The organism is Streptomyces erythrochromogenes (assembly GCF_036170895.1).
GTDB lineage: Bacteria > Actinomycetota > Actinomycetes > Streptomycetales > Streptomycetaceae > Streptomyces > Streptomyces erythrochromogenes.
Genome location: NZ_CP108036.1, coordinates 1,971,978 through 1,986,401 on the forward strand (window position 1 = coordinate 1,971,978; position 14,424 = coordinate 1,986,401).

The 14,424-nt window shown below is 71.8% G+C and carries 11 protein-coding genes; 3 read left to right on the forward strand and 8 right to left on the reverse strand.

The features are described 5' to 3' along the window. Positions 1 to 37: 37 nt before the first annotated feature. From OHA91_RS09080 to OHA91_RS09110, 7 genes are all read right to left on the reverse strand, one after another. On the reverse strand, positions 38 to 1,270 hold the full coding sequence (locus OHA91_RS09080) for a GNAT family N-acetyltransferase (RefSeq protein WP_031151988.1): 1,233 nt from the start codon (positions 1,268 to 1,270) through the stop codon (positions 38 to 40). Positions 1,271 to 1,374: 104 nt separating this feature from the next. Further along, complete coding sequence (locus tag OHA91_RS09085) at positions 1,375 to 2,625, reverse strand: YncE family protein (RefSeq protein WP_328739009.1); 1,251 nt, start codon at positions 2,623 to 2,625, stop codon at positions 1,375 to 1,377. 130 nt (positions 2,626 to 2,755) lie between these two features. After that, on the reverse strand, positions 2,756 to 3,907 hold the full coding sequence (locus OHA91_RS09090) for an XdhC family protein (RefSeq protein WP_031151983.1): 1,152 nt from the start codon (positions 3,905 to 3,907) through the stop codon (positions 2,756 to 2,758). A gap of 108 nt (positions 3,908 to 4,015) precedes the next feature. Then, positions 4,016 to 5,479 carry an NCS2 family permease gene (locus OHA91_RS09095; protein ID WP_031151981.1) on the reverse strand — a complete coding sequence of 488 codons (1,464 nt, stop codon included), beginning with the start codon at positions 5,477 to 5,479 and terminating at the stop codon, positions 4,016 to 4,018. A 327-nt stretch (positions 5,480 to 5,806) separates the two neighbouring features. Continuing rightward, positions 5,807 to 8,203 (reverse strand): xanthine dehydrogenase subunit D, encoded by a 2,397-nt coding sequence (pucD, locus tag OHA91_RS09100; RefSeq protein WP_031151979.1) that lies wholly within the window; start codon positions 8,201 to 8,203, stop codon positions 5,807 to 5,809. Between the two features lie 2 nt (positions 8,204 to 8,205). Continuing rightward, positions 8,206 to 8,811: a (2Fe-2S)-binding protein gene (locus tag OHA91_RS09105; RefSeq protein ID WP_031151977.1), complete on the reverse strand. Its 606-nt coding sequence runs from the start codon at positions 8,809 to 8,811 to the stop codon at positions 8,206 to 8,208. A gap of 2 nt (positions 8,812 to 8,813) precedes the next feature. Further along, the gene (locus tag OHA91_RS09110) at positions 8,814 to 9,707 is read right to left on the reverse strand and encodes an FAD binding domain-containing protein (protein ID WP_031151975.1); all 894 of its coding nucleotides are present in this window, start codon (positions 9,705 to 9,707) and stop codon (positions 8,814 to 8,816) included. A gap of 253 nt (positions 9,708 to 9,960) precedes the next feature. Between OHA91_RS09110 and OHA91_RS09115 the strand changes: the two genes are divergently transcribed. Beyond that, positions 9,961 to 11,640 carry a PucR family transcriptional regulator gene (locus OHA91_RS09115; RefSeq protein ID WP_031151972.1) on the forward strand — a complete coding sequence of 560 codons (1,680 nt, stop codon included), beginning with the start codon at positions 9,961 to 9,963 and terminating at the stop codon, positions 11,638 to 11,640. 165 nt (positions 11,641 to 11,805) lie between these two features. Next, positions 11,806 to 12,615 carry a hypothetical protein gene (locus tag OHA91_RS09120; RefSeq protein ID WP_037632630.1) on the forward strand — a complete coding sequence of 270 codons (810 nt, stop codon included), beginning with the start codon at positions 11,806 to 11,808 and terminating at the stop codon, positions 12,613 to 12,615. A gap of 71 nt (positions 12,616 to 12,686) precedes the next feature. On the opposite strand, the gene OHA91_RS09125 is transcribed toward OHA91_RS09120, so the two are convergent. Further along, entirely contained in the window at positions 12,687 to 13,346 is a 660-nt protein-coding gene (locus OHA91_RS09125; RefSeq protein WP_328739012.1) for a GntR family transcriptional regulator, read from the reverse strand. Between the two features lie 134 nt (positions 13,347 to 13,480). On the opposite strand from OHA91_RS09125, the gene OHA91_RS09130 reads away from it, so the two are divergent. Then, positions 13,481 to 14,341 carry a (2Fe-2S)-binding protein gene (locus OHA91_RS09130; protein WP_031151966.1) on the forward strand — a complete coding sequence of 287 codons (861 nt, stop codon included), beginning with the start codon at positions 13,481 to 13,483 and terminating at the stop codon, positions 14,339 to 14,341. Positions 14,342 to 14,424 lie beyond the last annotated feature (83 nt).

Here is a 14,424-nt window from a genome sequence, read left to right on the forward strand (position 1 = left end):
TGGGGGCGGTCGGCGCCCGCCCCCGCTGCCGGCAGGTTCAGAACTCGTCGCTCGTGTGCGGCAGGACGGGTGTGCGCAGGGCGTCGTCGAGGGCCGTCGCCGCCCCGGGCGTGTGCTCCTGGACCAGCCCGGCCGCGACGAGTTCGGTGACCCTGGTCCCGCCGAGGTAGCAGGCGGCCAGCTCGCGCACGTCGAGGGCCAGGTCGGCGGGGCCGTCCGCGTGCCTGTACGTCGCCCCGTGCGGCCCGGCCTTGAGGCGGAAGCGCCCTGCGTTGTCGGGCAGCCGGGCGTCGTGCACCTCCAGCACCAGTTCCACGGGCGCGGCCCAGGACCGCGCGGTCAGCGCGGCGGGTACGTCGAGCAGGCGCAGCCACAGCGCCGGGAACTGGGCGGTGACCCGTACCTGGTCCCGGTCGGCGGCGAAGTGCAGCAGCGGGTCGTCGGCCGGGCGGCCCCACGCGGAGACCTTGCCGGTGAGGTCCAGGGCGGCCACGCACTCCCAGAGGGCGGCGGCCACCGCCGGGCTGTCCGCCTCCAGTTCGTCGACCCGGACCAGGCCCGGGGTACGGGCGGCTCCTGCGTCGCCTTCCGGTTTGGTCCGGTAGATCACGTACCCGGCGATGGGCTCGCCCGGGTCGCCGAGGACGATGATCCGGGGCGGGCTCAGCTCCTCGTCCTCCTCGTCCTGTTCGGTGAGCCACTCGTCGCGCCAGCGTTCGGGGCTGCGGCCGGGACGGCCGGGCCGGCCGGCGCGGGCGGCCTCGTGGTAGGGGCCGATCACGTCGACGGCGTCCTCCGGGTCGACGAGCCGCAGCGGGCGCCGGTCCGGGTCGATGCGCAGGGCCAGCGGCCGGGTGGAGTCGATCTCGACGGTGGCGCCGGTGGTGGCGCCGCCGTAGCCGAAGCGGCCGTAGATCGCGGCCTCGGAGGCCCAGAGGGCGGCGATCGGGCGGCCGGAGTCGGCGGCGCGCCGCATCATGCGCGTCATCAGCCCGGTGAGCACGCCGCGGCGCCGGTGGGTGGGTGCGACGCAGACGAAGGTGAGCCCGGGGCAGGGCAGGTCCGCCCCGGGCACCGAGAGCCGGAAGTCGTGCGCGGCCATGAAGCCGACCAGGACGTCCCCGTCGTAGGCTCCGATCCGGTCGCAGCGCGCGAGCAGCGCGTGGTGCCGCTCGCGGGCCTCCTTCTCGGGCCGATCGTGGAAGGCCAGGTAGGCGAGCTCCAGGGCGCGGTCGATGTCGGCCTCGGGTACCTCGCGGATGTCCACCATGATCGCGAGACTAATCGGTCATCGAGGACCAGTCATCCCATATTCGCTTGATCTGCAGGTTCGGCCGATTCCAGCCCCTTCGTCCGCCGGTCCGGACAGCCTGCTCAGCGGCCGGCCGGGCCGGTCCAGGCGGCCGGGACGTGGCCGAGGCGGATACGCTGGGGGTGGTCGCCGACGGGTACGGAAACCCGCTTGGCGCCGGTGGCGAAGTCGATGGCCGTCACCTGGTCGGTGCCGCTCTCGGAGATCACGCAGGCGGTCCCGTCGCCGGAGACGGTGGCCCAGTACGGCTTGGCGGCGGGCACGAGCGGCCCCTCGGCGAGGGTGGCGCGGTCCACGACGGTCGCGTAGTCGTCCATGGTGCCCGCGATGCAGAGCTTCGCCCCGTCGGGGCTCATCGACATGCCGTGGTGGCGGGAGTCGTTGACCCACGTGGTGCGGTCGGTGCTGGTGGCCGGGTTGGCGGGGAGGTCCTTGAGGCGGGTGATCCGGTCGGTGGCCACGTCGTACTCCAGGAAGCCGCCGAAGAAGGAGACCTGGAAGTAGAGCTTCGACTCGTCGGGGCTGAAGGACACGGGGCGTACGGAATCGGACAGGTCCCTGCGGCCGAAGGCGTCCAGCCGCTCGCGCATGTCGATCACCCGAACCGTGCGGAAGGTCTGCGTGTCGACCACGGTGATCTTCCGGTCGCCCTTCGTCCAGTCCAGCCAGGGCGCGTCGAGGGCCGTGTTCACCTCGCCGATGGAGCTGTTCCACAGGTAGCGGCCGTCGCGGGTGAAGGTGTTCTCGTGCGGCTTGTCGCCGGTCCGGAAGGAGCCGGTCTGGCGCCCTGTGGCGATGTCCAGGACGTGCACGGTGTTGGAGGTGGAGGCGGAGACGGCGATGCGGGTCCCGTCCGGGGAGACCGCCATGTGGTCGGAGCGGAAACCGGAGACCGGGAAGCGCCAGTTGATCCGCCCGGAGGCGAGGTCGATGGAGACGACGTCGGCGAAGCTGGGGCGGGAGGCGACGACCGCGGTGCCGTCCGGGGTGGTGAACATGTCGTCGACGAACTGATCGTGTCCCTCGCCGGCACTCTCCCGGATGCCGAGGAAGAAGGCGAGCTTCACGGGGTTGAGGTAGATCTCACGGAGCCGCTCCGCCTTGTCGGGGATCATGTCGATCCGGCCGACCTTGGCGAGATCGCCGGTGGAGGCGAGGACGTCGGCCGTCCCCTCCCAGTTGTTCCCCACGAAGAGCACCTCGCGCAGGCCGCCGGCCGCAGCGGCCTCGGCCGGAGCCGCCGGGGCGGGCGTGAGGGCGGTCAGCAGGGCGGCCGCGGCCAGCACGCCCAGGGTTCGCACGGTACGCAACATCCGCTCAACTCCGTTGTGAGAAAGGGCTGGAGAAGATGCCTCCGATTACCGGCCGGTAAGATAGGAGGAACGCCCGAAGGGCGCAACCCCCACGGGGTGCGCCCTTTTCTCACCTTCCGCCGTCACCCCTTCAAGCGACGGAGCCGATCCTGTCGATCACCGTGTGCGCGACGTCCGGGTGGATCGGGATGTGCGCCCCGGTCAGGGCCACGCCGCTGCCGCCGCGGCGGTTCGCGACGATCTCGGCGGCGATGGACAGCGCGGTCTCCTCCGGGGATCGGGCGCCGAGGTCCAGGCCGATCGGGGAGCGCAGCCGGGCCAGCTCCAGCTCGGTGACGCCGACGTCGCGCAGCCGCTTGTTGCGGTCCTCGTGGGTCCGGCGGGAGCCCATGGCGCCGACGTAGGCGACCGGCAGCTTGAGGGCCAGCTCCAGGAGCGGGACATCGAACTTGGCATCGTGGGTGAGCACGCACAGGACGGTCCGGCCGTCCACCTCGGTGCTCTCCAGGTAGCGGTGCGGCCAGTCCACGACGATCTCGTCGGCTTCGGGGAAACGGTTCTTCGTCGCAAAGACGGGTCGCGCGTCGCAGACGGTCACCCGGTAGCCGAGGAACTTGCCGATCCGCACGAGTGCGGAGGCGAAGTCGATGGCACCGAAGACGATCATCCGCGGCGGCGGGACGCTGGACTCGACGAGCACCTTCAGCGGCTCTCCGCAGAGCCTGCCGTCGGCGCCGATCTCCAGCACGCCGGTCCGGCCGGCGTCCAGCATGGCGCGGGCCTCCTCGGCGATGGTGCGGTCCAGCTCCGGGTGTCCGCCGAGCCCGCCCTCGAAGGGCCCCTCCGTACGGACGAGCACGGCGCGGCCCATCAGCTCGGCCGGTCCCTCGGCGATCCGGGCCAGCGCGGCGGCCTCGCCGCGGGAAGCGGCGGCCAGCGCGGCCTCGAACACCGCTCGTGCGGGGGAGCCCACGGGAACCGGGGTGACGAGGATGTCGATGATCCCGCCGCAGGTCAGACCCACTGCAAAGGCATCGTCGTCGCTGTAGCCGAAACGCTCCTGGACGGTCTCACCGTCCTCCAGCGCCTGCTGGCACAGCTCGTAGACCGCGCCCTCCACGCATCCGCCGGAGACCGAGCCGATGGCCGTGCCCTCGCTGTCGACGGCGAGGGCCGCGCCGGGCTGCCGGGGTGCGCTGCCGCCCACCGCCACGACCGTGGCGACGGCGAAGTCACGTCCCTGCCGTACCCACCGGTTCAGCTCTTCGGCGATGTCCAGCATGTGCGGCCTCCTCGGAGGATTCGGTTCCAGTATCGGGTACGCGGAGGTGCGGTTCCGCTGCGGACCGGCCGGTCCGGGTCGCTCGACCCGGACCGGCCGTGCTCCGGGTCAGCCGACCCCGAGCCAGCCCTCGATCGGGTGCAGGGCGAAGAAGACCACGAAGATCCCGGTCAGCGCCCACATGAAGCCGCCGATCTCCCGGGCCTTGCCCTGAGCGACCTTGATGGCGACGTAGGAGAGCACGCCGGCGGCGACGCCGGCCGTGATCGAGTACGTGAACGGCATGATCACGACGGTCAGGAAGACCGGGATCGCCGTCGCGCTGTCGGCCCAGTCCACGTGGCGGGCGTTCTGCATCATCATCGCGCCGATGACCACCAGGGCCGCGGAGGCGACCTCACCCGGGACGATCTGCGTGATCGGGGTGAAGAAGAGGCAGGCCGCGAAGAACAGGCCGGTCACGACGGAGGCGAGACCCGTGCGGGCACCCTCGCCGACGCCGGTCGCCGACTCGACGAACACGGTCTGGCCGGAGCCGCCCGAGACGCCGCCGATGGCGCCGCCGGCGCCGTCGATGAAGAGCGCCTTGGACAGGCCCGGCATGCGGCCCTTGTCGTCGGCCAGCTTGGCCTCGGTGCCGACACCGATGATGGTGGCCATCGCGTCGAAGAAGCCGGCCAGCACCAGGGTGAAGACGATCATGCCGACCGTCATGTAGCCGACGTCGCCCCAGCCGCCGAACGAGACGTCGCCGAAGAGCGAGAAGTCGGGCATCGAGACCGCGGAGCCGGACAGCTCCGGCGGGCCGCTGCGCCAGGCCTTGGGGTCGATGTTCGCGACGGCGTTCACGATGGCCGCGACGACGGTGCCGCCGACGATGCCGATCAGGATGGCGCCGGGGATCTTGCGGGCCTGCAGCATGAAGATCGCGAGCAGGGTGAGGCAGAAGATCAGGACGGGCCAGCCGGCGAGCTCACCGACCGAGCCGAGCTGGAGCGGGGGCCCCTGCTCGGGGCCGCGGCCGACGAAGCCGGCCTTCACGAGACCGATCAGGGCGACGAACATGCCGATGCCCATGGTGATCGCGTGCTTGAGCGCGAGGGGGATCGCGTTCATGATCATCTCTCGGAGGCCGGTGACGACCAGCAGACAGATCACGACACCGTAGACCACACACATGCCCATGGCCTGCGGCCAGGTCATCTGCGGGGCCACCTGCGAGGCGAGCACACCGGAAACGGAGAGTCCGGCGGCCAGGGCCAGCGGGACCTTGCCGACGAAGCCCATGAGGAGCGTCGTGACGGCTGCCGCGAAGGCCGTGGCGGTGATGATGGCCGAGGCCTCCATCGACGTGCCGGCGACGTCCTTGCCCGAGAGGAGCAGCGGGTTGAGCAGGAGGATGTACGCCATGGCCATGAAGGTCGTGATACCGCCACGGACCTCGTTGCCGACGTTGGATCCTCTATGGGTTATGTGAAAGTAGCGGTCGAGCCAAGAACTGCCCGCCGGAGTGGGGGAGCCGTCTCCGGCTTCCTCCGCGGTGGTCTTGGACTCCACTGACGACTGGGTCATGGTGCCTAACTCCCAAGGTTCAAAGGGGCACCCGCTTGGGGATTGGAGACTGCGGGATTTGGGATGGTGCGTTTGGCTGCACGACCCGGGGTGACGGCCCGAGGCGACGCGAATGTTCACTGCGTGTACTGCGGGTAGTGCGGGGTGACCGCTGGTACTACGTGGGGGTTTTCGCAGGGGTACTGCCGGCTGAAGGGGACCGCGAGCGGTGCGGTGCTTCGTATGTACTCCGGGCGGTGCGGCGGTGAAGTGTGACGTTCCCGAGTCACACCGCCCGGAGAGTCCGAGGGGGTCCGGGGGCCTCGCGGCCCCCGGACCGGGTCCGTCCTAGAGGGTCCCGGTGAGGGCTTCCGGACGGATCGGGGTCTTGTTGAGCTCCAGCCCGGTCGCCTGCCGGATCGCCGCGAGGACGGCCGGGGTGGACGACAGGGTCGGGGCCTCGCCCAGACCGCGAAGGCCGTACGGCGCGTTCGGGTCGGCGAGCTCCAGGACGTCGACCGGGATGGTCGGGGTGTCGAGGATGGTCGGGATCAGGTAGTCCGTGAAGGAGGGGTTGCGCACCTTCGCGGTCTTCGGGTCCACGATGATCTCCTCCATGACCGCCACGCCGAGACCCTGGGTGGTACCACCCTGGATCTGGCCGACCACGGAGAGCATGTTGAGGGCCTTGCCCACGTCCTGGGCGGTCGCCAGCTCGACGACCTTGACCAGGCCGAGCTCGGTGTCCACCTCGACGACCGCGCGGTGCGCGGCGAAGGTGTACTGGACGTGGCCGTCGCCCTGGCCGGTCTTCAGGTCGAAGGCGACCGTCGGGCGGTGGCGGAACTCGAGCTCGAGGTCGATCGCCTCGTTCTCCAGGATGTCGGCGATGTCCGCGAGGACCTCGCCGCCGTCGGTGACGACCTTGCCGCCCTCCAGGAGGAGCTCGGCGTGCGCCCAGGCCGGGTGGTAGGAGCCGTTCTTGCGGCGGCCCATCTCCAGCAGCGCCTCGCGGACGTGCTCACAGGTGTTCTTCACGGCGCCACCGGTCATGTACGTCTGCCGCGAGGCGGACGTGGAACCGGCGGAGCCGACCTGCGTGTCGGCCGGGTGGATGGTCACCTGCGTGACGCCCAGCTCGGTACGGGCGATCTGCGCATGGACGGTGACACCGCCCTGGCCGACCTCCGCCATGGCCGTGTGGACCATCGCCACGGGCTCGCCGTTGATGACCTCCAGGCGCACGCGGGCGGTGGAGTAGTCGTCGAAGCCCTCGGAGAAGCCGACGTTCTTGATGCCGACCGCGTAGCCGACGCCGCGGACGACGCCCTCGCCGTGGGTGGTGTTCGACAGACCGCCCGGCAGCGCGCGGACGTCCGCGCCCTCGCCGGCCGTCTCCCACTGGCGCTCCGGCGGCAGCGGGCGGGCCTTGACCCGGCGCAGCAGCTCGGCGACCGGCGCCGGGGAGTCCACGACCTGGCCGGTGGGCATGATCGTGCCCATCTCCATGGCGTTCAGCTGGCGGAACTCGACCGGGTCCATGCCCAGCTTCGCCGCGAGCTTGTCCATCTGGGCCTCGTACGCGAAGCAGGCCTGGACGGCGCCGAAGCCGCGCATCGCGCCGCAGGGCGGGTTGTTCGTGTAGAGCGCGATCGCCTCGATGTCGACGTCGTCGACGACGTACGGGCCGACGGAGAGGGAGGAGGCGTTGCCGACGACGGCCGGGGAGGCCGAGGCGTAGGCACCGCCGTCGAGCACGATCTTGCACTTCATGTGCGTGATCTTGCCGTCCTTGGTGGCGCCGTGCTCGTACCAGAGCTTCGCCGGGTGGCGGTGCACGTGGCCGAAGAAGGACTCGAAGCGGTTGTAGACGATCTTGACCGGCTTGTTGGTCGCGAGGGCCAGCAGGCAGGCGTGGATCTGCATCGAGATGTCCTCGCGGCCGCCGAAGGCACCGCCGACGCCGGAGAGCGTCATGCGCACCTTCTCCGGCGGCAGGCCCAGGACCGGGGCGATCTGCTGGAGGTCCGAGTGCAGCCACTGGGTGGCGACGTAGAGGTCGACGCCGCCGTCCTCGGAGGGCACGGCGAGACCGGACTCCGGGCCGAGGAAGGCCTGGTCCTGCATGCCGAAGGTGTACTCGCCCTCGACGATGACGTCGGCTCGCTTGCGGGCCTCCTCCACGTTGCCGCGGATGATCGGCTGGCGGTGCACGATGTTCGGGTGCGGGACGTGGCCGGAGTGGTGGTCGTCGCGGCCCTCGTGGATCAGCGGCGCGTCGGGGGCCAGGGCCGAGGCCTCGTCCGTGACGAGCGGCAGCTCCCGGTAGTCGATCTTGATCTTGGCGGCCGCGCGGCGGGCGGTCTCCGGGTGGTCGGCGGCCACGAGGGCGACCGGCTCACCGTGGTGGCGCACCCGGCCGTTGGCGAGAACGGGGGTGTCCTGGATCTCCAGGCCGTAGTTCTTCATCTCGGCCGGCAGGTCGTCGTAGGTCAGGACCGAGTAGACGCCCGGCATGGCCAGCGCCTCGGAGATGTCGATGGAGACGATCTCGGCGTGGGCGACGGTGCTGCGCAGGGTCTGGCCCCACAGCATGTCCTCGTGCCACATGTCCGAGGAGTACGCGAACTCACCGGTGACCTTGAGGGTGCCGTCCGGGCGGAGAGTGGACTCGCCGATGCCGCCCTTGTTGTGCTTCTGGGTGACGTTCGTCGGCGTGCCGACGGTACGGGTGTTCTGGGCCATGGTCAGACCGCCTCTCCCTGACGGGCGGCCGCGAGGCGGACCGCGTCGAGGATCTTCTCGTAGCCCGTGCAGCGGCACAGGTTGCCGGAAAGGGCCTCACGGATGTCCTGGTCGGACGGGTCCGCGTTGCGCTCGAGGAGCTCGTCGGCCTGGACCAGCAGACCAGGGGTGCAGAAACCGCACTGGACGGCGCCGGCGTCGATGAACGCCTGCTGGATGTTGGAGAGCTCGATGCCCTCGCCGGTCTGCGAGTCGCCGGGCTTGGCGGCCCACTTCTTGGCCTCGTCGGTGGACACGCCCTTGCTGCCGCAGCCGCCGCCGGTGCCGCAGGCACCGCCGTGGCCGTGCTGCTCACGCTGCTTGGCGAAGTCGGCCAGGCCCTCGACGGTCACGACGTCGCGGCCCTCGACCTGACCGGCGGCCACCAGGCAGGAACAGACCGGCACGCCGTCGAGGCGGACGGTGCAGGAGCCGCATTCGCCCTGCTCGCACGCGTTCTTGGAGCCGGGCAGACCCAGGCGCTCACGCAGCACGTAGAGAAGGGACTCGCCCTCCCAGACGTCGTCGGCTTCCTGCTGACGACCGTTGACGGTGAAATTGACGCGCATGATTACGCAGCCCCTTCAAGCGAGCGGCCGTTCGTGCCGCGGTACTGCTCCCAGGTCCAGACGAGCTGGCGGCGAGCGAGGATGCCAACCGCGTGACGGCGGTACTTCGCCGTGCCACGGACGTCGTCGATCGGGTTGCACGCGCCGGAGGCGAGCTCACCGAACTGCTTGGCGATCGACGGGGTGATGACCTTGCCGTTGTCCCAGAAGCCGCCCTCTTCGAGCGCGGCGTTCAGGAACTCCTCGGCGGCCTTGGCCCGGATCGGGGTCGGGGCGGCCGAGGCGATGCCCGTACGCACGGTGCGGGTGTCGGGGTGCAGGGCGAGGCCGAAGCCGCACACCGCGATGACCATCGCGTTGCGGGTGCCGACCTTCGAGTACTGCTGGGGGCCCGTGGCGTTCTTGATGTGGACCGACTTGATGAGCTCGTCGGCGGCCAGCGCGTTGCGCTTGACGCCGGTGTAGAACTCGTCGATCGGGATCATGCGCGAGCCGCGTACGGACTCGACCTCGACCTCGCAGCCGGCGGCCAGCAGGGCGGGGTGGGAGTCACCGGCGGGCGAGGCGCAACCGAGGTTGCCGCCGACGCCGCCGCGGTTGCGGATCTGCGGGGACGCGACCGTGTGCGAGGCGAGCGCGAGACCCGGCAGGGTGGTCCGCAGGTTCTCCATGATCTGGGTGTACGGGACGGAGGCGCCGAGCTTGGTGACCTCCTCGCCTACCTCCCACTCCCGCAGCAGCTCGATGCGGTTGAGGTCGAGGAGGTACTCCGGACGGCGGTGGTCGAAGTTGATCTCGACCATGATGTCGGTGCCACCCGCAATCGGCACAGCTGTGGGGTACTCGGCCTTAGCGGCGAGTGCCTCCTCCCAGCTGGCGGGGCGAAGGAAGTCCATGTCGGCTCTCTTCTTCTTAATCGGGTCGTTCACTTCAAGCCAGGAGGCCTAAGGGCCCTCGACTGGTCGTTCACGTGCTGTTAACGCGGTGTGGACTCAGTACACAAGCCGCGCGTCCCCCGGGTGCAGTCACCGAAACCATGAAGGAGTTGGCTGACGGCCTCCCTCGTCTTGTAGATTCGTATGAAAGGCAGGATGCGACGACCTGCCCGATTTCCAACGGCAACATTCGAGACAGATCGGCGGCGACATCATGCGGCTGCGCGCACTGCTGGAGACCGAGGCGCTGGGGCTGCGGCTGCTCGGTGGCGAGGACGAACTCGACCGTACGGTCCGCGGGGTCATGACGACCGACCTGCGCGATCCCAGCCGGTACCTGTCCGGAGGCGAACTCGTCCTCACCGGCCTGGCATGGAGACGAAATTCAGCCGACTCCGAGCCATTCGTACGAATCCTCGCCAGCGCCGGCGTCGCGGGGCTGGCGGCGGGCGAGGCGGAGCTCGGCGACATCCCGGACGACCTCGTATCGGCCTGTGTGCGCAACCGGCTGCCGCTGTTCGCCGTGAACGAGGACGTTGCATTCGCCACGATCACCGAGTACGTCGTACGGCAGGTCTCGGGCGAGCGCGCCGGGGACCTGGCGGCCGTCGTGGACCGGCACCGCCGCCTGATGACATCGGGTCCGGCGGGGGGCGGCCCCGACGTGGTGCTGGATCTCCTCACCACCGACCTCGACCTCCGGGCCTGGGTGCTGTCCCCCACCGGCCGGCAGATCGCCGGGGCGGGAGAGCCGCTGGCGCCGGGCATCTGCGCAGCACTGGCGGGCGAGCACCTCGCGGCGGTCCGGACGGGCCGTAGGGGACCGCACCGGATCTCCATCCAGGGTATTACCTACTCGCTCTTCCCGATCAGGGGACACGGCCGCGGCGCCGCAGGTCCGGCCGCCCGGGACGTGCGCGAGACCGTGCTGTCCGACTGGCTGCTGGCCGTCGAGGCGGACGCCGGCGACTGGCCGGCCGAGCGTCTGGACCTCCTCCAGGGCGTCACCCAGCTGATCGCCGTGGAGCGCGACCGGCGCGACGCCGCCCGCACCGTGCGCCGCCGCCTCGCACAGGAGGTCCTGGAGCTGGTCCAGACGGGCGCCGCGCCCGCCGAGATCGCCGCCCGCCTGCGGGTCGCGGCCCCGGTGCTGCTGCCCGGGCTGGGTGCCGCCCCGCACTGGCAGGTCGTGGTGGCACGGGTGGACTGGGAGGGCGGGGACATCCCCGGCGGCCCGGTGGCCCAGTCGCTGCTGGAGGAGATCCTCGTCGACCCGTCGGTCTCGGGCCCGGAGCCGTCCGACCGGATCGCGGTGGCCCATGCGGGTGACGAGGCCATCGCACTGGTGCCGCTGCCCTCGCTGTCCGGTGACGCCGGGGAGGACAAGGGCCCGGACTCGGCCCTGCACGCCGACGTGCTGCTGGCGACCGTACGGGAGCCCCTGGCGGCCGGCCTGGCCGACGACGGCCGGCTCACGCTGGGCGTCAGCGCCGCCGTGCACTCCGCCGAGGGGCTGCGCGGGGCGCTGGAGGAGGCCCGGCACGCCCGCCGGGTCGCGGCGGCCCGGCCGGGCCGGGTCTGCGCGGCGGGCCACCACGAGCTGGCCTCGCACGTGCTGCTGCTGCCGTTCGTCCCGGACGACGTGCGCCGCGCCTTCACCGCCCGGCTGCTGGACCCGCTGCGGGACTACGACCGGCGCCACCGGGCGGAGCTCATCCCGACGCTGGAGGCCTTCCTGGACTGCGACGGCTCCTGGACCCGCTGCGCGACCCGGTTGCACCTGCACGTCAACACGCTGCGCTACCGGGTCGGGCGAATCGAGCAGTTGACGGCGCGGGACCTGTCCCGGTTGGAGGACAAGCTCGACTTCTTCCTGGCACTGCGCATGAGCTGAGGAGACCCTCTCCGCCGGCGGCCACGGGGTGGCGGGCGGCGCTGATGATCCGTCCGGACTTTGTGAAAGAGTTCACCCGACCCCTTGGCCGGAGCCTGCGATCCGTGCTCTCATTTCGCCCCAGGGCTCAACCATGTGCTGCTTGATTGCTTCGGGGAGGGCAATGTGGCGGATACCGCCATGTCGGGTGCCGGATCTACCGGGGGAGACGACCCCCTCCAGCGGGCGATATGGCGGCTGCGCTCGCGCGGCTGTTGGACCGACGCGGCGGCCCTGCTGACGCCTCACGTCGGCAAGGCCGGCCAGGCGGCGGCCGCGGTGCAGCGCACCGCGCTGCTGGTCGAGCGGTGTCTGTTCACGGCCCAGGGCTGGTCCGAGGCCGAGGACGCGCTGCGGGTCGCCGAAGCGGTCGCCCAGGACGACGACGACCGGGGCGCTGCCGCGTGCGAGCGGGGCCAGCTGGCCTACGCCGCGACCGTGCTGGGGGTACGCGACCGGGCCGACGAGGCCCGCTCCGCGCTGGGCCGGGCCGCGGCCCTGCTGTCGCCCGGGTCCCGGACCCGTCCGCTGCTGGACTTCCGCCGCGGCCTGGTCGCCGAGCACCTCGCGGACGCCCCGCAGTCCGCCCGGCCCGCCTACCGCCGCGCCCACGCCGGGGCGGAGGCGCACGGGGACACCCTGCTGCTGTCGTTCACGTTCCGGCACCTGGCCGCGCTGGCCCTGCGGGACGGCGAGGTGGCCGAGGCCCGCAAGGGGTTCGCGGAGTCGCTGCGGATCCGGGAGGACCTGGGCTTCCTGATCGGCACCGCCCCGGCGCTGGCGGCGCTGGCCGAGGCGGAGCCGGAGCCGGAGGCGACCCGGCTGCGCGCGGAGGCGCGCCGGCTGTTCCACCTGCTGGGCGGCATCCCCACCTGGCTGGCGGACCAGCTCCATCCGGCCCCGGCCCCCTCGCCCGCCCCTTCGCCCGCGGCGTAGCCCGGCGCCACGCGTTCGAGGCCCGGGCCCGGGCGGGCCCGGGCCCTGGAGCCGCCGAGCCCCCGCAGGGGTCAGGCTCCGGCGAAGTGCTCCCGTACGAGCGATTCCACCACCGGGAGGTCTCGGGCGATCAGGGCCTCCAGCAGGGCCGAGTGCTCGGCCGCGTCGGCGACGAGATCGGCCCGCCGCACGCGCGGGGCGCCCGGCAGGGGCCACTGGGCGCGGCGGTGGAGCTCCTCGGCCACCTGTACCAGCCGGTCGTTGCCGGCGAGCCGCAGCACCGCCCGGTGGAAGGCCCGGTCCGCCTCCGCGTAGCCCGGCAGGTCGCCCGCGGCGGCCGCCTCGGCCGTGGCGGCAGCGGCCGGGCGCAGGGTCTGCCAGGTGGCTTCGGGCACGGTGCGGGCCAGTCGCAGCATGACGGGGACTTCGAGCAGCGCCCGGACCTCGGCCAGCTCGGCGAGCTCCCGCGGGGTGCGGGACAGGACGCGGAAGCCCCGGTTCGGGAGGCATTCCACCGCTCCCTCGACGGCCAGCTGCTGCATCGCCTCGCGCACCGGGGTCGCGGAGACCCCGAAGCGCTCCCCCAGCGCCGGGCCGGAGTAGATCTCCCCGGGCACGAGCTCGCCGTCGACCAGGGCCGCGCGCAGGGCGTCGAGGACCTGCCCGCGCACCGAATGGCGCATGACCTTCCGCTTTTGTGCCGGTACCCGGGCGTGGGCCGTTTCGTGCACTCGGTCCTCCTCCTCCGGGTCTCGACCTGTCCCGAGAGAATAGGTGACGCGCCGCGCGACGGGTGGGTGCGGATCGTTCCGAATCAGGTAAGGTAAGGCTAACCTGTTAACGATCGTGTGATCGGTGGTCCGTCATGACCGTCTCGACCCTCCCGGCGCTCGCCCCCGCCCCGCCCGGCTCTGCGGTGGCCGAAGCGTTCGCCCGGCTGGCCGACGTGTACGGCGGACTGCGCGTCGCCGAGCGAGCCGCGCACGAGCCCTCCCCTCGCGGTGCGGGGTGGGTCGGCGCGGACGAGCTGGCGGCCGGCGGGGCCGCCCTGGACGCCTTCCTCGCCTGGGACAACGCCCAGGTCCTGAGGGACTACGGGACCCAGGCGCGGCCCGATGTGGTCGCGAGCTTCGGGCTGCACCGGTACGCGTGGCCCGCCTGCCTGCTGATCACGCTCCCGTGGTTCCTCCACCGGCGGGTCCCCCGGCTCCCGGTCGCCGAGGTCGCCTTCCACCGGGCCCTCGGCCGGATGACCGTGCACGTCGAGAGCTTCGCCTGCCTGCCGGACGACCCGGCGGCCGCCCTCCCCGGGGCCCGGGTCGTGCCCGACGAGGAGGCGCTGCGCGAGGAGGTGCGGGCTGCGGTGGCCCAGCACCTCGAACCCGTGCTGGAAGGTTTCGGCCCGCGCATGCGGCGCGGCCGCCGCGCCCTGTGGGGCATGGTCACGGACGAGGTCGTCGAGAGCCTCTGGTACGTGGGCCACCTGCTCGGCGAGGAACAGCGGACGATGGCCGAACTGGAGGCGCTCCTGCCGGGCTCGACGGCCCCGTACACCGGGGCCGCCGGATTCCGTACGCTCGCGGGCCCCGACGGCCGCGAACTCCCCACCCGGGACCGGGCCAGCTGCTGCTTCTTCTACACGATCCGCCCGGAGGACACCTGCGTCACCTGCCCCCGCACCTGCGACGCGGACCGCATCACCCGCCTCACGGCCGAAGCCGCCTGAGCCCACCCGTACCGACTCGGGACGCGGCCGGTCCGGGCGACGGGGGCTAACCCACCCGTAGAGGTGGCCGTAATCGAACGCAA